General features: G+C 30.1%; 27 protein-coding genes. All 27 read right to left on the minus strand.

Annotation, left to right across the window (positions count from 1 at the left end):
- Positions 1-78 precede the first annotated feature (78 nt).
- A complete protein-coding gene (locus tag AACQ14_RS16815; RefSeq protein ID WP_339364750.1) occupies positions 79-1,728 on the minus strand; it encodes an amidase family protein in 1,650 nt (549 codons plus the stop codon).
- A gap of 118 nt (positions 1,729-1,846) precedes the next feature.
- Positions 1,847-2,467 (minus strand): histidine phosphatase family protein, encoded by a 621-nt coding sequence (locus AACQ14_RS16820; RefSeq protein WP_339364751.1) that lies wholly within the window; start codon positions 2,465-2,467, stop codon positions 1,847-1,849.
- A 78-nt stretch (positions 2,468-2,545) separates the two neighbouring features.
- Positions 2,546-3,508, minus strand: a complete 963-nt coding sequence (locus AACQ14_RS16825) for a hypothetical protein (RefSeq protein ID WP_339364752.1) — start codon at positions 3,506-3,508, stop codon at positions 2,546-2,548.
- Positions 3,509-3,538: 30 nt separating this feature from the next.
- On the minus strand, positions 3,539-3,982 hold the full coding sequence (locus tag AACQ14_RS16830; protein WP_339364753.1) for a hypothetical protein: 444 nt from the start codon (positions 3,980-3,982) through the stop codon (positions 3,539-3,541).
- Positions 3,983-4,188: 206 nt separating this feature from the next.
- Positions 4,189-5,280: a GGDEF domain-containing protein gene (locus tag AACQ14_RS16835; protein WP_339364754.1), complete on the minus strand. Its 1,092-nt coding sequence runs from the start codon at positions 5,278-5,280 to the stop codon at positions 4,189-4,191.
- Between the two features lie 228 nt (positions 5,281-5,508).
- Positions 5,509-6,189, minus strand: a complete 681-nt coding sequence (locus AACQ14_RS16840) for a TVP38/TMEM64 family protein (RefSeq protein WP_339364755.1) — start codon at positions 6,187-6,189, stop codon at positions 5,509-5,511.
- 47 nt (positions 6,190-6,236) lie between these two features.
- Positions 6,237-7,607, minus strand: coding sequence for a radical SAM protein (locus AACQ14_RS16845; RefSeq protein ID WP_339364756.1), 1,371 nt, complete (start codon positions 7,605-7,607; stop codon positions 6,237-6,239).
- A 270-nt stretch (positions 7,608-7,877) separates the two neighbouring features.
- Entirely contained in the window at positions 7,878-8,444 is a 567-nt protein-coding gene (locus tag AACQ14_RS16850; protein ID WP_339364757.1) for a TetR/AcrR family transcriptional regulator, read from the minus strand.
- A 123-nt stretch (positions 8,445-8,567) separates the two neighbouring features.
- Positions 8,568-8,714 carry a hypothetical protein gene (locus tag AACQ14_RS16855; protein WP_339364758.1) on the minus strand — a complete coding sequence of 49 codons (147 nt, stop codon included), beginning with the start codon at positions 8,712-8,714 and terminating at the stop codon, positions 8,568-8,570.
- A 267-nt stretch (positions 8,715-8,981) separates the two neighbouring features.
- Entirely contained in the window at positions 8,982-9,737 is a 756-nt protein-coding gene (gene spo0A, locus AACQ14_RS16860) for a sporulation transcription factor Spo0A (protein WP_242986550.1), read from the minus strand.
- Positions 9,738-9,974: 237 nt separating this feature from the next.
- Positions 9,975-11,258 (minus strand): SpoIVB peptidase, encoded by a 1,284-nt coding sequence (spoIVB, locus tag AACQ14_RS16865; protein ID WP_339364759.1) that lies wholly within the window; start codon positions 11,256-11,258, stop codon positions 9,975-9,977.
- A gap of 290 nt (positions 11,259-11,548) precedes the next feature.
- Entirely contained in the window at positions 11,549-13,246 is a 1,698-nt protein-coding gene (recN, locus tag AACQ14_RS16870; RefSeq protein ID WP_339364760.1) for a DNA repair protein RecN, read from the minus strand.
- A 53-nt stretch (positions 13,247-13,299) separates the two neighbouring features.
- Entirely contained in the window at positions 13,300-13,758 is a 459-nt protein-coding gene (argR, locus tag AACQ14_RS16875) for an arginine repressor (RefSeq protein WP_212691139.1), read from the minus strand.
- 79 nt (positions 13,759-13,837) lie between these two features.
- On the minus strand, positions 13,838-14,701 hold the full coding sequence (locus AACQ14_RS16880; protein WP_339364761.1) for an NAD(+)/NADH kinase: 864 nt from the start codon (positions 14,699-14,701) through the stop codon (positions 13,838-13,840).
- Positions 14,702-14,793: 92 nt separating this feature from the next.
- A complete protein-coding gene (locus AACQ14_RS16885; protein WP_339364762.1) occupies positions 14,794-15,606 on the minus strand; it encodes a TlyA family RNA methyltransferase in 813 nt (270 codons plus the stop codon).
- A gap of 47 nt (positions 15,607-15,653) precedes the next feature.
- Positions 15,654-17,525 (minus strand): 1-deoxy-D-xylulose-5-phosphate synthase, encoded by a 1,872-nt coding sequence (gene dxs, locus AACQ14_RS16890; RefSeq protein ID WP_339364763.1) that lies wholly within the window; start codon positions 17,523-17,525, stop codon positions 15,654-15,656.
- Between the two features lie 29 nt (positions 17,526-17,554).
- Positions 17,555-18,136, minus strand: a complete 582-nt coding sequence (locus AACQ14_RS16895) for a hypothetical protein (RefSeq protein ID WP_339364764.1) — start codon at positions 18,134-18,136, stop codon at positions 17,555-17,557.
- A gap of 756 nt (positions 18,137-18,892) precedes the next feature.
- Entirely contained in the window at positions 18,893-19,336 is a 444-nt protein-coding gene (locus AACQ14_RS16900) for a divergent PAP2 family protein (protein ID WP_339364765.1), read from the minus strand.
- Positions 19,337-19,346: 10 nt separating this feature from the next.
- Positions 19,347-20,243, minus strand: a complete 897-nt coding sequence (locus tag AACQ14_RS16905) for a polyprenyl synthetase family protein (RefSeq protein ID WP_339364766.1) — start codon at positions 20,241-20,243, stop codon at positions 19,347-19,349.
- Positions 20,244-20,284: 41 nt separating this feature from the next.
- Complete coding sequence (xseB, locus tag AACQ14_RS16910; protein ID WP_339364767.1) at positions 20,285-20,476, minus strand: exodeoxyribonuclease VII small subunit; 192 nt, start codon at positions 20,474-20,476, stop codon at positions 20,285-20,287.
- Positions 20,469-21,689, minus strand: coding sequence for an exodeoxyribonuclease VII large subunit (xseA, locus tag AACQ14_RS16915; RefSeq protein WP_339364768.1), 1,221 nt, complete (start codon positions 21,687-21,689; stop codon positions 20,469-20,471). The genes xseB and xseA overlap by 8 nt, the downstream gene beginning before the upstream one ends.
- Positions 21,690-21,703: 14 nt before the next feature.
- A complete protein-coding gene (gene nusB, locus AACQ14_RS16920; protein ID WP_339364769.1) occupies positions 21,704-22,099 on the minus strand; it encodes a transcription antitermination factor NusB in 396 nt (131 codons plus the stop codon).
- Between the two features lie 168 nt (positions 22,100-22,267).
- Positions 22,268-22,642: an Asp23/Gls24 family envelope stress response protein gene (locus tag AACQ14_RS16925; RefSeq protein ID WP_113675642.1), complete on the minus strand. Its 375-nt coding sequence runs from the start codon at positions 22,640-22,642 to the stop codon at positions 22,268-22,270.
- Between the two features lie 185 nt (positions 22,643-22,827).
- Positions 22,828-23,622: a SpoIIIAH-like family protein gene (locus tag AACQ14_RS16930; protein WP_339364770.1), complete on the minus strand. Its 795-nt coding sequence runs from the start codon at positions 23,620-23,622 to the stop codon at positions 22,828-22,830.
- 2 nt (positions 23,623-23,624) lie between these two features.
- The gene (locus tag AACQ14_RS16935; protein ID WP_304941910.1) at positions 23,625-24,227 is read right to left on the minus strand and encodes a stage III sporulation protein AG; all 603 of its coding nucleotides are present in this window, start codon (positions 24,225-24,227) and stop codon (positions 23,625-23,627) included.
- A 46-nt stretch (positions 24,228-24,273) separates the two neighbouring features.
- Complete coding sequence (locus AACQ14_RS16940) at positions 24,274-24,891, minus strand: stage III sporulation protein AF (RefSeq protein ID WP_339364771.1); 618 nt, start codon at positions 24,889-24,891, stop codon at positions 24,274-24,276.
- A gap of 27 nt (positions 24,892-24,918) precedes the next feature.
- Positions 24,919-26,079: a stage III sporulation protein AE gene (locus AACQ14_RS16945; RefSeq protein WP_339364772.1), complete on the minus strand. Its 1,161-nt coding sequence runs from the start codon at positions 26,077-26,079 to the stop codon at positions 24,919-24,921.
- Positions 26,080-26,089: the final 10 nt, after the last annotated feature.

Raw genomic sequence — 26,089 nt, forward strand, 5'->3', positions numbered from 1 at the left:
CTTTCTTATATTCCCGATTAACTCAAATATAATATCAATCAGATTTAGGCTGATTGATATTATATAATAATCATATCTCTATTTAATATCAGGTTGTATTCTATGCTTAGTACCTTGTTCATAAGCATATGCCGCTTTTATTAATATACCTTCACTAAATTTAGTACTAGTTATTGTTAATCCTACAGGCTCACCAGAATCTCTATATCCTGCTGGTACTGTGATTGCAGGATAACCTGCTATAGGGTAAATCCCTGATAGATAATTATTAAGAGATATCAAAACGTCAACTTTGTCATTTTCTAATGCTTCATCTATTGCAGAACCTGTATTGGATCTATTATGGGACAAAATTTTTGTATTTTCTTCCTCTGTAATATTAATATCCCTTGCTTTTTCAATGAAGTATTGTCCATAATATGCTCTGCTGTCCAAATCTCTTTTATTAAAGCCTGTTATTTCTTTTATAGTCTTGACTGGAGCATTATCACCTATGGCATTCAAATATTCTTCTACTCCTGTTTTATATTCATAAGCCATCATATCTACATGTCCATCTACCCTGAAAGCTTTTTCGTCCAATTCGATATTTTTTACATCAGCACCTAGATTAATCAATTCTTCATTGATTCTATTGATAATATCACTATCATCATGACGATAACTAGAAGTCACCTCTTTGTTAGTTACTATTCCTATACTCATACCTCGTAAACCATTTTTATCTAAGTATGTTGTATAATCATCTTTTTCAGGCACATCAGAAGTAGCAATGTCATTCTCATCTTCACCAACTAATTCGCCTAGTAAAATAGCAGCATCTTCAACTGTTTTTGCAATAGGTCCTGCTGTATCTAAGTCAATAGCAAGAGGAATAATTCTATCTCTACTCCAAAGACCTACTGTAGGTTTGATTCCCACTACACTATTTTGACTAGAAGGAGATATAATTGATCCAGCTGTTTCTGTACCAATAGCTAATGGTGCAAGATTAGCAGAAACTCCTGCTCCTGAACCAGAACTAGACCCTCCAACATCAAAATTACCATAAGGATTATGGGTTTGTCCTCCAAGTGCAGAATAACCATTAGATGAATCAATACTCATAAAATTAGCCCATTCACTTAGATTAGTTTTTCCTAATATTATAGCTCCTGCTTCCCTTAGTTTCTTAACAATATAAGCATCTCTATCACATGAAGAATCTTCTAATACTTTGGCACCAGCAGTATTAGTAAGTTTATCTCCTGTTCCAATATTATCTTTTAAAAGGACTGGGATACCATGCAGATCACTAAGTCTTTCACCATTATTTTTCTTTTCATCCATTTCTCTGGCTATAATTACAGAATCTGGATTTAGTTGTAAAACTGTATTTAATTTATTATTATCGAATTCCTTAATTCTTTTTATATAAAATAATACTAGCTCTTTATAAGTTAGATTTCTTGATTCAATACTTTTCTGTATAGATTTAATATCTGATTCAATCAATAATTTTTCAATCTCTTTGTATCTTATGTCTCCTAATTTATTAAGATCCGATTCAAATGCTGAAAAATCAAGAGGTCTTTTTGCTGTTGTCTTTATATCCTTTTCCTGTTTTTCTACTTGTTTTTTTGATTGATTATTTGAGCTGGATATTTTCTTAATTTGTGTATATAGAATAACAGCTGCAACTACAGCGAAACTAAATACTACTGTCAAAATTATTTTTAACGATTTCATAATAACCTCCTAGATATAAGCTTTTATTATTTATTCAACTTATATACTTATTATTATCTCTTTTTAATGATAACGTATGCAAATAATCCAAAATGCTTTTTATAATTATAAAACTTACTTAACCAACTTCAATATCATAATGATCTGTTTGATTATATTTTACTATTTTATAATCACCATCTAGTATCTCAACTTCATTAAGACAAGTTGAATACATGAAATGATCTTCAAACAATTTTTCCAATGGTCTATTCTCAAAAAAACTCATAACAACTTTCAGTACTAGTGCATGAGCAACTATTAAAACATCTTTACCTTTATTGCTCTCAGCGATATCCAATACTGATCCTACAACCCTTTTTTCAAATTCACTGAAGCTTTCTCCTGGAAACTTTTTTACTAAGTGAGGTTTGTTCCAAAAAGTATCATACATCTCTTCATTGTCTGCTTTTATCACTTCAAAAGTTTTACCTTCCCAAATACCAAGGTTCATTTCCTTCAAGCCATCCATCTTAATTACTTCTATATTTCTATTACCAGCTATTATTTTTGCAGTATTATATGCTCTGCCACTGGAACTTGAATAAATTACGTCAATATCAGTAGTCTCTAGATATTTCCCAAGTTTTGTTGCTTGCATAATACCTTTCTGTGTTAAATTGGAATCTTTACTTCCTTGAACTTTTCCAATAAGATTCCATTCAGTTTCTCCATGTCTTGTTAAGTATAATCTTGTCATTTTTTCCTCCAAATATTATTTCATGTTAATTTATAGATAGATATTAAGAACAATTTTTCATAAGATAAGATATTTGATTTATTTACATACACTAAACTTGTATCTTAAGTAACCAATATTATCTTGATATTCAAATAGATTAAAACTGTCCTTTAGAATTTGGTATATTTTCTTGAGAGTTTCATGTGACTTAGTTTTTTGATAAGAATCAACTATAGTTCCTATATTCTCATTATTCAACACATCACGTCGAAAATCTCCTAATCTGGGTTTCGTTACTTCTTTCCTTGTTAGAGCAATTAATTCCTTAACTTTTTCAGCTTTTATATCATTAACATCTTCCTTAATGAATTCTAAGTCCACATAATTGCCAGAATAAGGATTAGGAAACATTAAGTACGCATAAGTAATGATTTTCAAATAATCATATGGATAGTATAAAAGGCTAAAATTTTCATCACTCTTAATAGAACCCTCAGGATTAATCTTCAATCCTGTATTAACTGCAAACGTTGGTAATCCAACTTCACCTGCCCATCTAACAGCTATATCTTCTGTATCCGGGTAATCTACAGAACATTTAAATGGTATTTTATCTTTATAAATACGATAAAGAATTGAAGCTATTACTTTTCTATCTATTTCTACAGTTAGCTCATCTTCCATTATGTAACCATCTGCAACTAATCTATCAATTCTAAGCATTCTCTCTTGATGTGTATCCAGAAATGGAATCTGTTCACCTTCACTACTAACAACTTTACCTTCATTTAAGTATTTATTCGAATCTTCATAAAGAGCTTCATATAAACACAGCATAAATCCCTCATTGGAATAAGCAAATACTTGATCGAAATGAGCATTCATAAGTCCATCTACATATTGACGAGCTTTTAAAAGAATAGGCTCACTTAATTTAACATAGATATCCTCACTCTCTTCAAAACTATTTTGTAGTATATTCGTATTCCCAGCAAAAACAGTTGATGTCATAAACATGATAGCAAATAATAAACTAATCATAGTAGTTGTTTTTTTCATTTACACTTTACCTCCATACCAAAAACCAACTTACTCATTACTATTTTCTTGAATTATTGTTTTCATAATTTGTTCCAACTTTTTATCAACGACTATTTCTCCCTCAACCCCTTCAATACTTAGATTATATTTTTCATTCTGCCAATAATCTGCTTTGATACTTTTGCCATCCTTATAAAATCTCAATTCATAATTTGCCCTACCCCTGTCTGGAGCAGCTTCTGTATCGATCTTACCGTTATTGATGGTATTGATGATATTAAATAACTTCTGTTTATCTGTAACAAAAATCTCTTCACCATATTCATTTTTTTGTTGTTCAGTATTATAGTTTATATTAATTATACCTATTTTTTCTGCACCTGAAATTCCATTCAGCATATTAATTCTTGACGGAACATTCAATAAGCAAAGTACTGCAATGACTATCATTAAAACAATTGGTATATTCAATAATTTTTTGTTAAACTTCATCTTTATCTCCTATTTTTATCTTATCATTTTAGTATATTATCAATAATCTTACTATCTAACGAGACAAATAAGACCTATAACATTATACCATTAATTACTAAAGTTAACAATTTATAAAACCACTTTTTATACATAAAAAAACACTAATGAATTAACATAACACTAGTGTTTTACATTATATAATATTCACTTAAGCCTATAGAAGTCTATGCTATTATTATATTTCTTCCATTGTTCTTAGCATCATACATCTTCTCATCCATGCTCCTAATATAATCTTTTATGTTTTCTCCATTATATTCAGCCACACCACCACTTATAGAAATATATTTATCAAGATTTTCTATCTTTAATCTAGAAACTGCTTGTCTACATTTTTCCGCTATCATATATGCTTCATTAACTGTAGTGTTAGATAGAATAACCATAAATTCTTCTCCACCGTATCTACCTATGACATCATTTTCCCTTACTATTTTCTGTAAGCATTTAACTATCGCCTGCAATGCACAATCACCTTCAACATGACCGTATGTATCATTGATGCATTTAAAATGATCTACATCAAAAAGAACAGCAGTAAACGGAATATTCTCCTTATGAAACAGTTCTTGGTTCTTTTCTAATTCACTCATTAAATATCTATAATTGTATATTCCCGTCATTGAATCAGTTATTGAAAGAATTTCAAATTCCTTCTTTTTTATAGCATCCTGTAATAACTCATTGGTTTTCTTAGTCAATAAATATATTATGACATATGATATTATGACTAACATTGCATAAGTTATATAGCTTATAATGAAATCTTTGAACAATCCTCCGATACGCTGAGAAATCAAATTGTTTTGTAATCTTTGATAGGATCTATAGTAACTTGTAAAGCCTAACACAACAACATCAAAAATTACCGTAATGGTATTAAGCTTATTAGAAAAATACATACAGCTTATCAATAATGGAAATATCCATAAAATCAATACCATATAATCATATTCTAAATAAATTAATGGTAACATCATTACAACTAAAAACAATAGTATATACTTAAACCACTTCTTTTTATGTACATGTACTATTGTTAGTATTCTAGGCATGATTAAAAGAATAAAAGCAGTTACTATTGCCATTATTGCATCAACCATGTAATATATGAACACTCCAAGTAATTGCAGAACTATCACTAGTGGAATAACTGTTACAGCAATATAAAATAGAACTTTTGCTATACGATAGTTTACTTTTACTTCGTTATCAAATAATAGTTTTTCCTCACTATAATAAAAATTATCTTGCATCTATATTCCCCCAATACTCGTTACTTGCCAAAGATGTTTGGAATATATTATTTTCTTAATACTCATTACTCTTAATATTAACACAATTATTAATTATCATAAAGAGAATTTTTATACTTAATTTAGTTATTTTGTTATAATTAGGTAACAGAAAAAGGAGCAAACTTAATTATCTTATTAAGTTAAACTCCTTATTTGGTAAATTATAATCTGGTTATTACTTTAGCATTATTTCTTTACATCTTCTTTTTTCAGAAATCTCTGATGCAAGAACATTGATCCTCCAGTTAGCACAACTGTGATTACGCATGACAGTATAAACACTGGGGAAGTAGGATCTGTTATGGTTGAACCTAAACATGTAGCTGCTACCATTCTAGGCAATAATCCCACTATTGAACCCACTATATATTTATTATAATCAATATTCATAGCTCCTAGGGACATACTAACTATATCTCCTGGCAGAATACCAATCATACGCAATATATATGATAAAAACCATTCATTCTTACTCTTAATTGTCCTAAGCTTCTCTATGTTTTTATATTTCACTAATAATTTATCTAATAAACCTTTTCCACAAAATCTACCTAACAAATAAGGCATTGTCAAACTAACAAACAATCCAATCAGATTAACAATAATACCCCACAACGGCGAAAATATCATTCCTGAACTAATATAAAGAGCCATCAAAGGTAATACCACACTAAGTGATTTAATCAAAAATAACCCTATAATAGTAATAGCAGCTAAAAAGTAATTATCAGGAACATAGTTAAAAATATCTTCTGGTGTAATTTTTCCCCAATAGTGGCTTATAATAATAGCTATGACCACAACATTAAAAACAGAAAATAATTTTAAAAATAGTAATAATGCATTGATTCGCCTGTCTCGTTTCAAAGTGCCATCCTCCCAAAATGTATAGAAAAAGCTATAGTTTTATTATATTATTGGTTAGCAGCTTTACAATTAATACATCCATGTGATTCTTCCCAAAGTTCTTCTGCTACAGGTGCCCATTTTTCTGCAACTTCCTTGGTTTTGGTTGTAAGTTCATCTACATCCTCTCTATCCATTGGCTGTGTTGAAAGAGCTCCTGATTCATGTACCATCTTTTTAAGCATTTCTGGATTATCAAGTAATGGACAAGGTCTAAGCATGTTATCATTGAAAGGTTGATGTTTTCTATACTGTCTGAATAAAGGTTGCCTTAAGGCATCTAGTAAACTTACTTCTTTAATATTTGCATTTGAATAATGAATGAATGCGCAAGGTTCAACATCACCATTTGCATTGATATGAAGATAATTTCTTCCCCCAGCAATACATCCATTAACATATTCTCCATCATTCCAGAAGTCCATAGTAAATATTGGTTTTGTTTTTCTATATTCACGTACTTTATAATACATATCTTTTCTTTGTTCAGCTGTTGCTAATAGGTCAAGTACTGCGTCTTTTCCTAATGGCATATAAGTGAATATCCATCCAAAATAGCAACCTTTTTCAATCATGAAATCTATGTATTCTTCAGAAGATACTATCTCTTCATTTTTGTTATGATAGCATGAAGAAAATCCGAAAGGAATACCATGTTCCCTTAATATATCCATCCCTTTGATTACTTTCTGATATGTACCTTTTCCTCTTCTCATATCTGTTTGTTCTTCATAACCCTCAATACTTATGGCAAATGTAACATTCCCGACTTCCTGAAGTTTTTTTGCGTAATCTTCATCAAAAAGAGTACCATTAGTAAATGCCAAGAATACACAATCATTATGTTCTTTTGCAAGTTTTATTATATCATCTCGTCTAACCATAGGTTCGCCACCAGAGTAAATATACATATATGTACCTAGTTCTTTACCTTGTTTTATTATATTACTCAAAGTATCATAATCTAATGTATCATTTTTCTTATATTCTGCAGCCCAACAGCCAATACATTTCAGGTTACATGCAGAGGTTGGATCCATTAGAATTGCCCAAGGTATGTTACAGTCATATTTCTCTTTGTTGGCATCAATTAGTTTAAGTCCTTCAATCCCAGCATTGATAGTAAAATTCATTAAAAGTGTCTTTCTAATATTGGGATGTATCTTAGTCAATATTCTTTCTATAAAATCGTGCCATATAGAGTTTTCATCTTGCCACATATCAATTATTGCCTCATATTGATGTCTTTGGCTTGGTAACATAGGAATCTTACCTGCCCAATCAATAAGCTTTGGAAAATTGGTTATAGGATCTTTTTCTAAATATTTTATACCTTCTTTTATCGCTACCTTACTAAAAAATGATTTTGGTGATTTCATAAAAATGACCTCCTTTAATTTATCTTGTATAATTTAAAAGACTTTTATAACAATTGCAGATTAGTTATCTACATTTTGTCATAAAAGTCTTGCTTTCCATTAAGGACTATAAAGCCAGGTATTACATACCGCGGTTGTTGACTTTATAACTTTGAAGCTACTCCCTTTTAACAACAAGGTTAAATTATTTAATTCAACTATGTAATATTTTACACTTTACTATAATATATATGAAACTTGTATAAATTATTACTAAACATGCTCATTAATTTAAAAAGATGATATAACAGAGATTATACTTTCGCTCAAGAATCCTTTTTCAAGGGAAACCTGATTCAGTATAGACATTATCATTGAGTATTCAATCAATTGTTTTTTATCTCTCTTAGAATTAACCATGTATTTTGCTTTTTGCACAACAATTTTATTGATAGATTTATTCATTAATGTTATTCTTTTTTTGATTCTATCAAATAATTCTCCTTCTTCTCTCTTTATGGCAAACCACATTTCAACAAGAAGTAATAGAATATTGTTATTATTAAATTCATTATCCCATTTATTAGTTAGATATTTTATTTTTTTCATTAGAGTCATTTCATCATCATTAGAAATATCTATAATATCATTTTCAAGAGTTTCTATAACGTATAATACAGTATGTTCAAATATTTCATCCTTATTTTTAAAATAGTGATAAATGGTTGTTCGCTTCATATTACAACTCTTGGTAATATCCGTCATACTTGATTTGTAATAGCCCTTCTTAACAAAAACATCAAATGCTTTTTTTATTATCTCTATTCTTATAGCTTCTGTATCAACTATTTTAGGCATAATCATTTCCTTTCCTTGACCTAAAAATTAAATAAATAATTATTATGGACACTAATGACTAAAACAATTATATACTATTATAGTCACTAGTGTCAATAAAAATACCAAAAAATATTAAATAATTTAATCTTTATGATTCAAATTATCTGAATTACGACTTGTGGTATCCTTAGAATTTTTAATTTTACCATTCACACTCCTATTATTATTATAACTTTTAGATAGTCCACCGAGAGTTCCACCTTTGTCTTTTACTTTTTCTTTAGCCATTATAGCCCTCCATACTTTTAATTATTGTCAATTAGCATTAGTGTGGTATTAAAAAGCTAGTAATCTTTTACGATTACTAGCTTTATTACTTATAAATGCTGATTACCTCATTACATCTAAAACAGTTACGTTAATAACTTCTATTAAATGTACATTGGCTCTAACACCTCACTTATAAGTCAGCGTAAAGTTAGTGAATTTAATCATTAACTTCACAATATTTATTTTATCCATAAATAAAAATTATATACATTTTATAATTTTTATTTATCCTACTCTAAGCTCTAATCTCAACTTGTCCGCAATTAGAGCTATAAATTCCGAATTAGTTGGTTTACCTTTACCATGATTTATTGTGTATCCAAATAATTTATCAATGGTATCCATCTTACCTCTTCCCCATGCCACTTCTATTGCATGTCTGATAGCCCTCTCAACTCTGCTAGGTGTTGTATTGAATTTCTTTGCTATAGATGGATATAGTAATTTAGTTATGGAATTAAGTATGTCCATATCATTAATAGCCATTATTATAGCATCTCTAAGGTATTGATAACCTTTAATGTGTGCTGGAACTCCAATTTCATGAATTATATTAGTTACTTCAGCTTCCAGACTTCTTGCTGAATAACCTTTTTCGGTTTCAGAAACAAAATCATTTCTTCTATCACGTTTAATTAACTGCATTTTACCTTTTAATTGTCTTATTCTTTTAACTATTGTTTCATTATCAAAAGGTTTCATTATATAATATTCCGCTCCAAGATTAAGTGCACTAGATGTTATTTTTTCTTGTCCCACTGCTGTCAACATAATAAACATAGGAACTTTCTTAATGTCCTTATCTTCGTACATTCTCTCTAATACTCCCAGCCCGTCTAGTTGTGGCATAATAATGTCAAGTAAAACAACATCAGGTTCTTTTTCCTTTATTTGCTTACATGCATCTTCACCATTATTAGCAACTCCAACTACAGTGATATCTTCTTTTGAGTTTAAATATTCAGATAAAATAGTGCACATTTTAACGCTATCATCCGAAATTAAGACTTTGATTGTATCGCTCAACCTTTTTCCCCCTTCTCTTCCTTGAAACGATATTACGTTCCATATTATTATCTTATGATATCCTGTTTATTCATTTATATAGAGAATACGTTACCATATGACATGTTATAATTATAATACTATCTATATATTAATTCAATAAATAATATTCGCAAGATTCGACATGCACAAGATACATATTCTCTCTATATATTACTCCTCAATTAACATGTTTTCTATAAAAACACCATACCCTTTTTTTGAATCTTGGACAAAAACATGAGTGACTGCACCTATTAATTTATTATCTTGAATAATGGGACTTCCACTCATTCCTTGAATAATTCCATTTGTTGTTTTTATCAAATCTTCATCAACAACTTCAATAATCATACCTTTATTAGATTCATCGCCTAGATAGATCTTTTTAATCAATATCTCATAATCTTTTAATTTACCGCTAACATCACTTCTAACAAAGGCTTGACCTTCATGTACATCATATCTAAAACCTATTGGTATTATATCATTCTCTAGAACTTGGTCTATTCCTTCATTGGATGCTTCTCCAAATATACCGTGAGAGGTATTCTTCTTTATCTCTCCTAAGCGATTTCCTTCACCGCCAACTATAATTCCAGATATCTCTCCTGGTACTCCATCTTCACCTTTTTTAATTGTTGTAATCATTGTATTAACGACTTCACCAGTCTCAATTTCTATAAGTTGCTTTGTGTCAACATCTGTTATACCATGTCCTAATGCCCCGAAAGTTTTTTTATCCAAATCCATATAAGTCATTGTTCCAATTCCTTGAGTATCATCTCGAACCCAAACTCCGATTTTATATTGATTATTTTCTATGGTTTTAACAGGAGTTATGTTAACTTTTTGATTTTTATCATTTCTTATGACATCTAATTCTATTGGTTCACCTTGATTTTTCTTTACAATCTCTATTAATTCTTTTTTTCTTGATATTTGTTCTCCATTTACTGCTTTGATATAATCACCAGTATATAATTTTCCTTTTGCTGGATTATACTTTTTTCCGTCTTCACCATATACCAAACCAGTTCCAAGTACTAAAATTCCATCTGTATATACTGTAACACCTATGGTTTTACCTACTGGAACAACCCTTTTTTTATCTATTACATCAACTTTTACTGTTTTTATAGGCAATATACCAAATAATTTTAGTTCTACATCAATAACACCTGTTTTTTTAGGTTTAATTGTAAAAGATTTTTGTAGATTGAGTACAAGATTATCTTTGACAGGTTCCTGATTAACCATAACAACGCCTTCTAGGTTTCCATTTATTTTTGCGTCTAATGGAACATTAAATAGGAAGTCTCGTTCTTCGTTAACTAAAATTTTGATTTCACCTGGTAAATACCTGCTTATAAGTACATCTGATCCAACATTAATTACTAAAATGACTAATAGACTAAAAAATAGAAAAATTCTAAATCTGTATCCTTTACTTCTCATTATTTCACATCCTATTTACTATTCTTTGGGGATTTTAATACTTCTCATTATTTGTGTACTATTAAAATTCCCTTACGCAAATTTTATTATGCTAGTAAATAGAATCAATATATGAAATTATTGACTATACAAATAAACCAGAATTTCTCTATCATAATAATCTTTCTTTATACAAATATGCTGTAATAACGAATAAATATGAAAAAATCAAGAATTAGATTCTTGATTAGGTTATGTATAATTATGAGTTTTTATTTATTATGTAAGTTGAACTAAACCTTTTAAACTTTTTATTGAATTTTTTTAACTTTTTCTGCGTAGTCCTTCATTTCTTTTGCATTTGCAATAACAGCATCAGTTATTTTTATACCGCCAAGCAGTCTTGCTAATTCATTGATAGAGCTTTCTTTATCTAATTTATTTATTAAAGTATGTGTAACATTATCTTTAACTTTCTTCTGAATAATAAAGTGAGCATCTCCCATAGCAGCTATTTGAGCCAAATGGGTTATACAGATGACTTGATGTTCTTTTGAAATCTGAACAAGCTTTTCTGCAACCAGCCCTGCAGTTTTTCCACTAATACCAGTATCAATTTCATCAAAAATTAATGATTCAATATCGTCACTACCAGCTAGAACTGATTTGATAGCCAGCATAATTCTTGACAACTCTCCTCCTGATGCTACTTTACTAAGTGATTTCAATGGTTCTCCCACATTAGTTGAGATTAAAAACTCAATTTCATCCCATCCATTAGAATTAAATTTGTTAGCTCTGTTGACATCTATAATAAAATTAGTGTTCAACAGATTAATGTGCCTTAATACATTTACAATCAGTTTACTGATATGTTTAGCTTTTTCTTTTCTAATTCTAGTTAAGTCACCACAATAAACTTCAATTTCATTTTTTAGTTTAATTATTTCTTTATTTATTTGATTCAAATGTTCTTCATGATTGATTAATTCTTCTAGATATTTTTCTTTTTCTTCTTTATATTTTAATATCTCATCTATAGTATCTCCATATTTCATTTTTAAATTATTAATTAAATCGATTCTATCTTCAATCTCAAAATATCTTGATTCATCTAGCTCAAAACTACTTATATAGTCGTTTATATCTCTATTAAAATCACTTAACATAATCTCAATGTTTGAGATCTGTTCTTCCATGTTCATTATATTTTTATCTAGTGTTTTTATTCCAGACAGCAACCTTACAGATTGCCCAATTTGGTCTATTGCACCAGTCATGTTGGTACTGTCTCCATTAACATAAGTATGTATTTCTGACATGGACTTAATAATCTTTTTACCATTTGAGAGTAAAGTGTATTCTTCCTTGAGTTTCTCATCTTCACCAATTATCAGATTAGCTGATGTTATCTCATTTATTTCATATTCCAAAAAAGATATTTCTTTTTTTCTAGTGTGTTCATCAAGCATGAAATGATCAATCTTACTACTTAGTTCCATGTAATAAGCATACTTTTCCCTGAGTTTTTCTTTTAATCCTAATACATTGACACCACAAAAAGTATCTAGTAAGGAAAGATAATTCTTTTTATTCAGTAAAGATTGATGTTCATGTTGACCATGTATATCAATTAGCTTAGTAGAAATATCCTTTACTATGGATGTAGTAACAACTTGTCCATTCATTCTAAAGACACTTCTACCATTAATATTTATTTTCCTTGTTATTAGGAGTTCTTTGTTATTATCCATATTAATATCGTATTCATGTAATTTGCTTAAAACAACATTATTATCAACATAGAACAGAAGTTCAATTAATGCGCTATCGCAACCTGTCCTTATCATATCCTTACTGACTTTACCACCAAGAACAGCATTAATAGAACCAATAATAATGGATTTCCCTGCTCCTGTTTCACCAGTTAATATATTTAGGTTATCATCAAAATCTACGTTGATTTCATCAATTAACGCATAATTTTTTACATGAAGGTGTATTAACATATTAATTTCCTCCTACTTAATAGAAAGTATAATAGTATCTCATCAAATTGAATCTATAAATTATTATTGACCAATTTGTTCATTTTTTCCATAATTCTAATGGCATCGTTTTCTGTTCTTACTGCACAGAAAATAGTATCATCACCAGCTATACACCCCACTATATCATCAAAATTAAGTGCATCAATAGCAGCAGCTACAGCCATAGCCATACCAACTAATGTCTTCAAAACAATAATGTTACCTGCACGGTCCATAGATGAAAAACCATCTTTGAATACTCTTATAAATTTTTCATTTAATTTGGTTTCTTTATTTTTTAATACAACGTATTTCTGTTTTCCGTCTGATGTAGCAATCTTAGTCAACCTTAATTCTCTGATATCTCTTGATATAGTTGCTTGAGTTACTATAAACCCTTCCTCGATAAGTCTACTTGCTAAATCTTCCTGAGTCTCAATATCATAGTGATTAATTAATTGAAGAATCTTAGTTTGGCGTTCAATTTTCATCCATTTTCCTCCTAGTTTATTAATAATTAGGAATACCTTCCCTATAAATATAAGATGAATCTATAATAGCTGTCTAAAGTTAGCAATTACCTAATTTCTTTCTTAGAAGCGTATAAAATCCATTTTTATTACATGTAATTAGTTTAGCACTTTTATAAGAGTTAGATATTATAATTTTATCTTTTTGGTCTATGTTAATACTCTCTTGACCATCAATAGTAATCATAATATCGTCATTCCAACTCTTTCTGTTATTTTCTAGTGAAATATTAACTACATCGTTTTTTGAAAGTACAATACTTCTAGACATCAATGTATGAGGACATATAGGAGTTATAACCATCATCTCATTCTTAGGGTCCAATATAGGACCTCCAGCAGACAAATTATATGCTGTAGAACCTGTAGGTGTGGAAACTATTATACCGTCTGCAGAATAATTGTTAACATGTCCATCATTAACATAAATACTGTATTTCATCATTCTAGATATAGACGTTCTAGCTATTACAATGTCATTTAATGCAACCCCTATTAAATCTTCTTTATCATTAATTAATTTTTTTACATCCAACATCATTCTTCTTTGGACATAATAATCACCTTTAATGATCTTTGATAAAGTACTCAATGCATCTTTTTTTTCTACCTCAGCTAGAAAACCTAGATTACCTAGATTAACGCCAAGTATAGGCAAATCATATTTTAGCAGATTTCTTGCTGCATTAAGAATCGTTCCGTCTCCTCCTAATACAATAGCACAATCAGCATTATTATACATATCACTTTCTGGGCAGCTATATTGCTGCTTATTGATATAATTAGCTATTTGTGCTGGCAAACATATTTTACAGTCATTTTTTTCTAACCAATCAACAATTAACTTTGTTGTTTCTAGTTTTTTATCCTTCGTTAGATTAGGTATTATTACAAATTTATTCATAAAACCATCCTTCTATAATTCAGGAAATACTTATTTTACAGAATTCTATTAGAATCTCATATTCATTTCCTAAATAATGGCACATTTATATTTTATAATTTTTCGTGAGCTTTATCAACTACTGTTTTTACAATACCCATAATTTCTTCATCATCCATTGTTGATTGCCCTTCAGTAGTCAGGTAAAGCAAATACTCTATATTTCCTTCTGGACCTTTTATTGGTGAAAAACTTAAATCTTTTATGGAGAAATCTATTGACAAAACATATTTCATAATCTTCATAATAACTTCTTCGTGAACAGCTCTATCTCTTACAACACCTTTTTTTCCAACTTTCTCTCTTCCAGCTTCAAATTGTGGTTTTATAAGACAAACCATCTCACTATTTTCACTCATCAATTTTTTAACAGGTTCCAATACCTTGGTTAAAGATATAAAAGAAACATCTATGGAGACAAAATCAACTTCATCATCCAACATATCTTTTGTAACATAACGAACATTGGTTTTTTCCATACATACAACCCGTTCATCCTGTCTTAATTTCCAAGCAAATTGTCCATATCCAACATCAATGGAATATACTTTCTTAGCACCACTTTGAAGCATACAATCAGTGAAACCACCTGTCGAAGCTCCTACATCAGCACATATTTTGTTTTCGAGTTTCAATCCAAATTCTTTTACAGCTTTATCTAATTTCAATCCTCCACGGCTTACATATGGATTAGGGTTCTTCTTTACAATTATTTCTGACTTAATATCAAATTTGGTACCTGGTTTATCTTCCCTTTCCCCACCTACAAAAACATTTCCAGTCATAATAATTGATTTTGCTTTTTCTCTTGAATCAGCAAGACCCCTATTGAATAGTAATATATCAAGTCTTTCTTTTTGTACCATAACTATATACATTCCTTCCGTTAAAGCAAATTCTTAGTGTATATATTTTACTTATTCACGTATGTCATAATCCTATTATATATACTTTCTTCATCTAACTTACATAATTTTATTAATTCATCTCTTTTACCATGTTGTATAAAATCATCTTCTATACCTATACATACAACTTTTGCATTAACTTGGGTATCAGATACAAATTTTACAACATTATTCCCATATCCACCAGAAATAACATTTTCCTCAATAGTGAATATATAATCATGGCTATTTGCAATCTCTTCAATTAATTCTTTATCAATAGGCTTAACAAATCTAGCATTAATCAGTGTACACAGAATATCATTCTCTTCTAGCATAGCAGAAACGTTATATGCTGTCTGTGTCAAGGTTCCAACACCGATAATAGCTATCTTACTGCCTCTTTTAATAATCTCACTTTTTCCATAAGTTATTTCTTCATTATATTCTTTTAATTCATTTGAAGCTTTACCCTTAGGATATCTTATGGCTATAGGTGCTTCATAGTCTACAGCAAATTTAATCATAGATTGTAATTCACTTTTATTTTTTGGAGCCATTACTGTCATATTGGGCATATGGCTCAAAAATGATATGTCAAATATACCTTGATGGGTTTCACCATCCTCACCTACCAAACCTGCTCTATCAATTGCAAATACTACTGGTAGGCGCTGCATACAGACATCGTGTATAATCTGATCATAAGCTCTCTGTAAGAATGATGAGTATAAAGCTACTACAGGTTTAATGCCACTAGCTGCAAGTCCGGCTGCATAAGTTACTGCATGTTGTTCAGCTATCCCAACATCAATGAATTTATCAGGATATTTTCTTGCGAATTTATCAAGCCCTGTACCTTCTGGCATCGCAGCTGATATTGCTACTAAACCTTTCTTATTATTATCTGCTATATCAATAAGTGTATCACCAAGTACTTTTGAATACGTGTCTGTAGAAGGTATATTCTTAGGTCTGCCATTTTTTATATAGAATGGTTTAGTTCCATGATATTTGGTAGGATTCAGTTCTGCCGGTTTATATCCCTTACCTTTTATTGTGTTAACATGTATGAGTACTGGCTCATTTAGTCTTTTAGCTTGATTGAGTGTTTTTATTAATGCAGATATGTTATGTCCATCTATTGGACCTAGATAAGTAAATCCTAATTCTTCAAATAGCATTCCAGGTATGACCAACTGTTTGATACCAGATTTGACATCTCTTATGACCTTAACAACTTCCTTACCTATTCTAGGAATTTTAGTAAGTGCTTTTTCAACTTCTTCTTTCATTTCTTTATATACTGTATCTGTTCTTATTGTATCTAAATAAGATGATAACCCACCTACGTTTCTGGATATAGACATTTGATTATCATTTAGTATCACAATAAAATTAGAATCTAGCCTTCCAGCATTATTTAATGCTTCAAAAGCCATTCCACCTGTCATAGATCCATCACCTATTATAGGTACCACATAATTATTTTCATTCAACAATTCTCTAGCTTTTGCGAAACCAAGGGCAGCTGATATAGATGTTGAGCTATGCCCTGTTTCAAATATATCATGTTCGCTTTCTGCTCTTTTTGGGAATCCACTTAATCCTTGAAATTTTCTAACAGTCTTAATCTCTTCTTTTCTACCAGTAATCATCTTATGGATATAAGTCTGATGTCCTACATCCCATATCAATTTATCGTATGGTGAATTAAAGCAATAATGAAGTGCTAATGTTAACTCTACAACTCCTAAATTCGAACTTAAATGTCCGCCAGTATTACTTACTACTTTTATCAGATATTCTCTGAGTTCTTTTGCTAGTGTGTTCAATTGGTCTATTTCTAAAGCTTTAATATCACTAGGGCTACTAATCCCATCTAATATTTCGTTCACTATTTTCAACACCTTTACTTATCTTTAATTTATTTGTTTTTGTTTTGCTTCCTGAACAGGCTATAAATTACACCTAATTTATAAACTATCAAGTTAGAGTGCCTTAGTGCAATTTCTTTACCTATAGCTTTACCCCCTACTGTAATAGCAGCAATCACCCCAGTAAGAAGTACATTAATGATAGTATCTTGTATGGAAAATTTAGCTACTAATTTGAGAACAATGACTCCAGTAGCGAGTCCTGATATAATACCAGATATATCTCCAATTACATCATTAAAGAAATTAGCTACAGCTCCAGCATTCCTAATAATAGTTATACTTTCTTTAGAACCTCTTACCTTACTCGCAGCCATTGAATGAAACGGTGTTTCTTCCGCTGCAGTAACCGCAATACCTAGCAAATCAAAAAATATACCTAACAATACTATTATTAATACAATAAAAATAGCACCGTATAGGCTTACATTGTCCATAAGTACTAGTGCAATATATCCAAGTAGTATGGCTGTTATTAACGTAATGACTGTTATTATTCCAATCCAAAAAGTATTTATTTTTTTATGTGTATATAAACTCCTAAACTTTACTTTAGTTTTATTTTTACTCAAATTATTATACCTCGATTTTTCTTATGAAATATTTTATTATGTAATTTAGTATTAACATGAATTAATACTAAAGATAGCAAATTTAGTAAATTTTGCGGCTTATAGTCCAGCAGGTTTTCCCGAATTAATACTTTTTTGTCGCCAAAAAAGTGGTTCCCCATTAAATTAATTCCTACTATGTCACCATAAGTAGCGCTAGATCACCTTACAACCACACTGTAATCCTAAATAAGCTTCAAAAAATGAACAGCCTAGGAGTTTTCCTCAGTGATACCATTTAATCCCTAGCCTCTTTAGCGAAAAAAAGTTTCAAGTAACAATATCTGCTTCACTTTTGGCCAAAAGTTTTGCTCTTAAATTACTATTCCCTTTATTTCACGCAAGGCAGGCTACTCTGTCCACAGCTTTCGCCGCATGACAGGTTTACTCCCGCGCCGTAGATAACTGTATCTAACAGTTTCCACATACGCAGGTCTCCACGACAAAAGGGTCCACGCCCACATGCCATTGTGGATCGCCCTTATGTCTTAACTCCCAGCATAAGCCCGCGACTGGGCGTCACCAGCCAACACCAGGAACTTCATCGATATGCCCTTTTACGGATTTTTAGGCCCGTCTTCGAGATTAATGGTACCAACTAGGATACTGCATCTTTAGTATATCCAATAATATATCATATTTAAAAATAAATCAAGTATCATTAATTAACAAATTTACAAATCTATATATTTATTTTAACATTTATTACCATTAAAATTAATTGATTAATAGAGCTATAACAATACCTAAAGCAGCTCCAACTAATACTTCCATATATGTATGTCCAAGCAATTCTTTTAACTGTCCATCAATCTTTAATCTGTAAGACCCTAAGGCTTCAACAATGTTATTGATTGCTTTTGCTTGCTTACCTGCTGCCATTCTGACTCCAGCAGCGTCATACATTACAATAAAAGATATTATCATCAATCCTCCGAATATAGGATCATTATAGCCTAATAATTCCCCAACTGAGAAAGTCGCTGCCATGACTGAGGCTGTATGAGAACTAGGCATACCCCCAGAACCCATAATTCTATCCATTCTAATTTTCCTTGTTTTTATTAGACATGTAAAGAATTTAATACCCTGTGAAACAAACCAAGCAATAATTGCAGCTAATAAAACTCTATTCTCTGTAATAGTATAAAAGTTTTCCACCAAATACACCTCATTTTTTTCTGTTTCTCAGATAAAAAATAAATTCTTCCAAAAATTCTTTTTCACTGCTATCAAAACTCTTTAAACTATCTAAGGCTTTTTCAATTAATTCATTAACTATCTGCCTTGATTCATCAATACCATTTATAGTTACATAAGTATTTTTACCATTCTTATTATCACTACCAACTTGTTTTCCTAGTTCTTCTGTTGTACTAACAATGTCTAGTATATCATCTTGAATCTGGAATGCTAATCCAATACATCTACCAATCTTTCTAAAAGTTTCTACTTTTTGCATACTACCATTAGCAAGTACTGCTCCCGCAGTTAGAGAAGCTTCTATTATAGCAGAAGTTTTATGAATATGAATATAGTTAATAACATCCATAGTGATATCATTTTGTATGACATCTGCTACTTGTCCACCAATCATTCCTTTTACTCCAGAGGCTTTTCCTATTTCTTTACAAGCTGTTAATTTTTGCTTAGCTTTGACCTTATTATCTTTTAAGCAAGCATCAATCATTATTTCGTAGGCACTATTAAGAAGACCATCTCCAGCTAAAATAGCTATATCTTCGCCATATTTTTTATGACAAGTCAATATACCTCTTCTGTAATCATCATTATCCATAGCAGGTAAGTCATCATGAATCAAAGAATATGTGTGAATCATCTCCATAGCTGCCATAAATGCTTCTATTTCTCTTATATTGTTACCACCGCATATTTTATATGCCTCCATCATTAATATAGGGCGTATTCTCTTTCCATTTGCCATTAGGCTGTACTTCATTGCATTATAAACAACATGGTCATATGCTGAAGTATTTTCTGGCATATATTTCAATAATATCTTTTCTACTACTTTCTGTTTATCTTTTAGCTCATTACTAAAATTCATTACTCTGTTCATTTCCTTCCGTAAATAACATTACACAATCCTTAGTTTTCATTTTGTACAACTTCAATTTCTTTTTCTACTTTATCAATCTTGTTATTACACTCTTTTAAAAACATCATGCCTTGTTTATATAGTTCTAGACTTTCTTCAAGAGTTGTTTCTCCTGACTCCAATCGTTCAACTATTTTTTCTAAGCTGTCCAAATTCTCTTGAAAAGTTAATTTATTACTCATAACTACCCCACTTTCCACTTTCTATATTCTTAACTTCAGCCTCTATTTTTCCATCATGTAATTGTATTAATAGAGTCTCTCCCATATTGACATCCGTTATACTTTTAACCTGTCCATCAGTGTTTTCTATATAAGAATAACCTTTTTCTAAATTGGTTATTGGAGATAATACACTTAATTTGTTTTGTAACAGACTTACATAGTTTTTATTATTATTAATCAATTCCTTAATTCTTCTATTTAATCTATCTTCAAATTCTGTTATATATTGTCTTTCCTTTAATACTCTCATTGATGGACTATTAAAGTCAAGTTTTATTTTATTTAGTTGGGTAGCTTTTATGCAGGATTCAATCTTGTTATTCATACTATTAGTAAGCTTATAATTGTATTTTTCTAATATACCATCTATTTCATCAAAAGCTGGGATAGCAAGTTCAGCTGCTGCTGAAGGGGTTGGTGCTCTAAGGTCAGAAGTAAAATCTGATATTGTAAAATCTGTTTCATGTCCTACAGCCGATATTATTGGAGTATTAGCTTCATAAATAGCTTTTGCGACTATCTCTTCATTAAAAGCCCATAGATCCTCTATGGAACCTCCACCTCTACCAATAATAATAACATCAACATCGGTAACCCTATCAAGATATTTTATACCTTTTACAATATTATTTGCCGCTCCCTCTCCTTGAACAAGGGATGGGTATAACACAAGTCCTATATATGGATTTCTTCGTTTTGATACATTGATTATATCACGAACAGCTGCTCCCGTATCAGAAGTTACTATACCTACTCTTCTTGGATATCTGGATATCTTCTTTTTATTATCCGAATCAAAATATCCTTTTATCTGGAGATTGTCTTTTAATATCTCAAATTTCTTATACAAATCTCCCATACCATCTGATTTTATTTGTTGTACATAAAGCTGGAATGTCCCTGCTCTTTCATATACTGAAATATAACCTCTGGCAGTAATATTAATTCCATCTCTTAGCTCACATTCTACAAAATCACGATAGTTCTTGAATACAACACAGGATATTGCACTATTATTATCTTTCAAAGTAAAATAGACGTGTCCTGAACGATGTATTTTGCAATTGGAAACTTCACCTTTTATCCAAATATCATTGATGACATAATCATTCACAAATATTTTCTTTATATAGGCATTTACCTGTGATACTGAAAAAATACTTTTTTTCATTAATATCACCTCTATTAGTTTACAACTTTGGCAAGTATTCCATTAATGAATGATGGTGAATGGTCGCCACCATATTTCTTAGCAATTTCTATTGCTTCATTAATTGCTACATTAGTAGGGATATCTTCGTCAAATTTTATTTCATAGATAGCAACTCTTAAAATACTTACATCTACTTTGGACATTCTGCTTATGGACCATTTCTCAGCATTCTTATTAATCATTTCATCTATAGATTCTAATTTTTCAAATATAGATATAGCTTTATGTTTTATATATTCTTTAGCAGTATCACTTGTTTCAAGCTCGTTAAGATATACTCCTACTCTATCAGTAAATCTTTCTTCTTCATTAAATTCAATAGCAAATACTAGTTTAAAAATATGCTCTCTCATGATCCTTCTGTTCATAATATACCTCCTGGGATTAAATATATATTGAATAAATATTTTTATTACATTTTAATACCCTTAAATATAAATATTTAAGGGTATCTTTATTATACTATATTTAGTTAATTGTACAAGCAAATATTAAAAAAATTACAGTTATAACCCATTTTACTGGTTATAATCTATCTATTTGCTTTTTTCTACGTTAACACCAGCTACTCTTATGTTAATTTCATCTACTTCAAGTCCTGTCATAGTCTCTACTGCATTCTTAACTTTTTCTTGAACGTTGTTAGTTACTTCAGGAATACTGCTTCCAAAGTCAACGATCAATGAGAGTTCAAGTGAAACATCTTTTTCTCCAACATCAACTAAAACACCTTTCGCCAAGTTCTTTTTACCAAGCATCTCAACTAAATCACCAGTAAAATTACCTACCATACCAGCTACTCCCTCTACTTCTGTAGCTGCTAACCCAGCGATTATAGCAATAACTTCATCTGCAATATGGACTTCTCCGACTTTATCTTTTTCGTGTATTTTAACTGTCTGCCTATCCATTAATTAATCCTCCTATCTCAGCTATATTTTATTATATGAATTCATTCATGCTATTTTTAATAAAACCATTTCTAGGTTAATTATAACAAATCTTATAGGTTTTGCAAATTATTTTTTCTAATAATTTTAGGCTTCCATGTAATAGTAATCCTTACATAAAAGCCTAATATCGTTTCTATATATGTTTATTGTGCTTTAGTAACATCTAATAACGTGATTACAATATTTTCTGCGTCAACCCCTGTTTGTCTCCTTACTACATCTTCTACTTTTGCAAGATCTGCTTGTGATAATTCTTTTGCATTAATTACTACATCAACTTTATTATCAATCATTCTCACAAATACATCCTTGAATCCTTTAGCTTCTAATATAGATTCAGCAGCAGCTTCTTTTTCAATTCTATCTTGAAGGTCAATCATCTCTTTTACTGCTTCCACTTTATTTTCATCTTTCAGATTTTGATTGTCAATTATTGATAGATAACCTTCCTTTAATTTTGAATAATCCTGCTCCCTGTCTATTTTCTTTTGTAAGAAATATCCCGCTTGTAATGTATTACCACTAGTCAGGATAGCTTCCCCTACATTACCATCATTTTTTTCACTAGAAGTTTCTTTTGCTTCTTCTTTTTTTTCATCCTTATTTTCATTTTCTGGAACAGCTGAAGCAGGTTCAGTTGTTTTGTTCTCTCCTTGTTCCTGTTTTTGCTCTGGTTGTTGAGCAATACTATTTGGTGATTGTTGCTTTGATACATCATCTGCATTTTCTTCAGCTTTTGCATCAGTATTGGTGTTCTCACCATTTGGTACTAATGCTGTTGGTGTTGTAACATTATCTTTTTTCTGTTCTTCACTTTGATTATTCAACACTTCTTGTGTAGGAGTACCATCATTTTCTGTAAACTGAAGATATCCCGCTATCGCAATCATAATAACCAAAGCAGTAATTATAATTTGATTCTTTTTAAAAGTTTGCATAATTATTCCCCCTTATTTTGAACCATTTTCATTACTTCTATTTTATGCATAGGAACGTCTAATAATACTTTAGCCGCATTAATTAAGTTTTTTTTAACAAGTATATCATCACCGCCTTCAGCTATTATTACAACGCCACTAATTTCTGGTTCAAGCTCTTTTAATATGATTGGTTTAGTAGAACCATCGGAGTTATTAATAAGTACAGTGGCTTCTTTAGAATCTGTTTGAATACTTTGTCTTGTTCCACCTTCACTATCTACTTCATCGGATTGTGTTTGTGAATTAGGGGTATCTTTATTTATAATTATTTCACCGCTTGTTTTTAACATAATTATTACTTCAACTTTACCCACTCCATCAATATTAGCAAATTCCTTCTCAAGTCTTTTTTCAAGTTTTTCTTCATACGTTTGGGGATCACTTGCCTTATATGTATTAGGTGCGATGATACTATTATCTACCTTGGTATTATTGCTTGGTTTGATAAGATTTTTTGAAAATAATAGAAGCAATAATCCTGTCAAAAACATAATGAAGAGAAAGCTTATTCTTTTTTTATCTTTTTCGGTCTTATTACCTTTTGTAAAAAAATCCAATTTCATCTTTATCCTCCTGTGCTTTTAGGTTAAAAACAAAGTGTAAAAACAGTTAACATGTCTCTATAGTAATATGTATATTATTAGAGGACAATTTATAGAAGTTTTTAATTATTTTTTTTATTTTTTTTTCTAATAGAATATCTTCAGATGACCTTAATGCCATATTATCATTAGATTCTCCTATGAGAATTTTTTGTATTTTTACTCTATCTATCTGAGAATCTTTATTTTCAATATATTCACTGTTCACTGTGAGATTTATTTCTTTGATTGTACCGTAGTCTTCATTGTTGATATCTTCTTCGATTTCTACTGAAGCATTGGTTATAGAGATTTTTTCATCTTCCAGTAGTCCTTTTACATGATTAATTATCTTATCTTTATAAATCTTCAAGGTTATCTCATTTTGAACATCTGCGTACTTATTTTCAGTTCCCTGGGTATCGGTATAATTGATTTTAAATTGATTCTTGATAACATCCAAATTGAATTGTTCAAGTATCCCATTATATTTGATTATTGGATTTATTATTATAATCATCAATATAATTCCAGAAAACAATCGAAAATATTTCTTCATATTTCCACCAGGTATGAGATATTCCAATATCTTAGCTAATAATAAAAAGATAACTATGTTTTTTATAAAACTATAGAATACTTCCATATTTTCATTCCTTCATTGAATAATATTTTATCTTATGTAAGCTGTAATACTTGTTGCATTCAAGATTATTGTTATCGTGATTATAAATAAAAAAGCGGTAATAATAACTATTCCAAGGAGTATAAAACATATATCCCCAACATTGGATAAACAATTAACTATACGTTTATCGGATATTGGTTGGATTATGGCAGATGCAAATTTATATAATAAAGTCACAACAAGTATTTTTATTATTGGTATCAAACATATCACAATGATAATTATCAATGCTACTATACCTATTCCATTTTTTATTAAGACTGCACACCCTAGAACTGTATCAGCTACACCGCTTAATGTAGTACCAACAAATGGAATAGCTGATACTGCAACTTTTACAGATTTATTAGCTATACCATCTATGACTGGTGTTGTAAAACTCTGCATGGTAAGAACTGCTGCAAAAACGATAACAAGTACCTTGATTCCCCAATTTACTATGTTTTTGAATAGTTCCACCATCTTGGATAAAATACTTTCTTCTGTAATGCTGTTAATTATCTCAAGAACAATAATTATATATACAAAAGGTACTACATATTTTAGAATAATGTTTTCTACTACGCCAATTATGATTAGCATTATCTGGCTATAGAGAAAAGTTGAAGTATAATTCCCCGACAAAGCAGTAGCAGCAAATAAGCTAGGTATCAAAGTTTTAATAAAGGTCTGTAGATTAGATATTACTTGAAGCGCTATAGTATTCAATATATTGTAAGATTTCAATATTATGGTTGACATCAATAGAAAAACAACAAAATAGCCAACTTCGCCTACATATTTATTATTAAAAGCAGTAGTAAAATTAGTGAATACTGCTGCTATCAAAGCAATGGCAATAAGTTCTATTATCAATTTTATATTCCCTTTTACTTCTATGAAGATATTATCTAACACTAATCCAAACATATCATTGAAGTTAAGGTCCAAATCTCCGCTAATAACTTTGTTCAATGTTTCCCTGAAGTCAATCTTAAACCCATTTTCATTACTGAGTATTTCGTCCACCGCGGATTGAATATCATCATACTCAATAACTTTTTCCTGCTCTGCTAATATATTATCTACTTCTGATGAAGCAAACACACTTATAGATGATAATTTTAAAGCCATAACTATTATCAATAACCATCTAATTCTTCTCATAGTATTCTCC

It is taken from the genome of Vallitalea maricola, assembly GCF_036985595.1.
In the GTDB taxonomy this organism is placed as follows: Bacteria; Bacillota; Clostridia; order Lachnospirales; family Vallitaleaceae; genus Vallitalea; species Vallitalea maricola.

Excerpts from the sequence above, each read along its gene's own strand:
- AACQ14_RS16815 (WP_339364750.1), bottom strand. The coding sequence starts at position 1,728 with ATGAAATCGTTAAAAATAATTTTGACAGTAGTATTTAGTTTCGCTGTA.
- AACQ14_RS16820 (WP_339364751.1), bottom strand. The coding sequence starts at position 2,467 with ATGACAAGATTATACTTAACAAGACATGGAGAAACTGAATGGAATCTT.
- AACQ14_RS16825 (WP_339364752.1), bottom strand. The coding sequence starts at position 3,508 with ATGAAAAAAACAACTACTATGATTAGTTTATTATTTGCTATCATGTTT.
- AACQ14_RS16830 (WP_339364753.1), bottom strand. The coding sequence starts at position 3,982 with ATGAAGTTTAACAAAAAATTATTGAATATACCAATTGTTTTAATGATA.
- AACQ14_RS16835 (WP_339364754.1), bottom strand. The coding sequence starts at position 5,280 with ATGCAAGATAATTTTTATTATAGTGAGGAAAAACTATTATTTGATAAC.
- AACQ14_RS16845 (WP_339364756.1), bottom strand. The coding sequence starts at position 7,607 with ATGAAATCACCAAAATCATTTTTTAGTAAGGTAGCGATAAAAGAAGGT.
- AACQ14_RS16850 (WP_339364757.1), bottom strand. The coding sequence starts at position 8,444 with ATGCCTAAAATAGTTGATACAGAAGCTATAAGAATAGAGATAATAAAA.
- AACQ14_RS16855 (WP_339364758.1), bottom strand. The coding sequence starts at position 8,714 with ATGGCTAAAGAAAAAGTAAAAGACAAAGGTGGAACTCTCGGTGGACTA.
- spo0A (WP_242986550.1), bottom strand. The coding sequence starts at position 9,737 with ATGTGCACTATTTTATCTGAATATTTAAACTCAAAAGAAGATATCACT.
- spoIVB (WP_339364759.1), bottom strand. The coding sequence starts at position 11,258 with ATGAGAAGTAAAGGATACAGATTTAGAATTTTTCTATTTTTTAGTCTA.
- recN (WP_339364760.1), bottom strand. The coding sequence starts at position 13,246 with ATGTTAATACACCTTCATGTAAAAAATTATGCGTTAATTGATGAAATC.
- argR (WP_212691139.1), bottom strand. The coding sequence starts at position 13,758 with ATGAAAATTGAACGCCAAACTAAGATTCTTCAATTAATTAATCACTAT.
- AACQ14_RS16880 (WP_339364761.1), bottom strand. The coding sequence starts at position 14,701 with ATGAATAAATTTGTAATAATACCTAATCTAACGAAGGATAAAAAACTA.
- AACQ14_RS16885 (WP_339364762.1), bottom strand. The coding sequence starts at position 15,606 with ATGGTACAAAAAGAAAGACTTGATATATTACTATTCAATAGGGGTCTT.
- AACQ14_RS16905 (WP_339364766.1), bottom strand. The coding sequence starts at position 20,243 with ATGAATTTTAGTAATGAGCTAAAAGATAAACAGAAAGTAGTAGAAAAG.
- xseB (WP_339364767.1), bottom strand. The coding sequence starts at position 20,476 with ATGAGTAATAAATTAACTTTTCAAGAGAATTTGGACAGCTTAGAAAAA.
- xseA (WP_339364768.1), bottom strand. The coding sequence starts at position 21,689 with ATGAAAAAAAGTATTTTTTCAGTATCACAGGTAAATGCCTATATAAAG.
- nusB (WP_339364769.1), bottom strand. The coding sequence starts at position 22,099 with ATGAACAGAAGGATCATGAGAGAGCATATTTTTAAACTAGTATTTGCT.
- AACQ14_RS16925 (WP_113675642.1), bottom strand. The coding sequence starts at position 22,642 with ATGGATAGGCAGACAGTTAAAATACACGAAAAAGATAAAGTCGGAGAA.
- AACQ14_RS16930 (WP_339364770.1), bottom strand. The coding sequence starts at position 23,622 with ATGCAAACTTTTAAAAAGAATCAAATTATAATTACTGCTTTGGTTATT.
- AACQ14_RS16935 (WP_304941910.1), bottom strand. The coding sequence starts at position 24,227 with ATGAAATTGGATTTTTTTACAAAAGGTAATAAGACCGAAAAAGATAAA.
- AACQ14_RS16940 (WP_339364771.1), bottom strand. The coding sequence starts at position 24,891 with ATGGAAGTATTCTATAGTTTTATAAAAAACATAGTTATCTTTTTATTA.
- AACQ14_RS16945 (WP_339364772.1), bottom strand. The coding sequence starts at position 26,079 with ATGAGAAGAATTAGATGGTTATTGATAATAGTTATGGCTTTAAAATTA.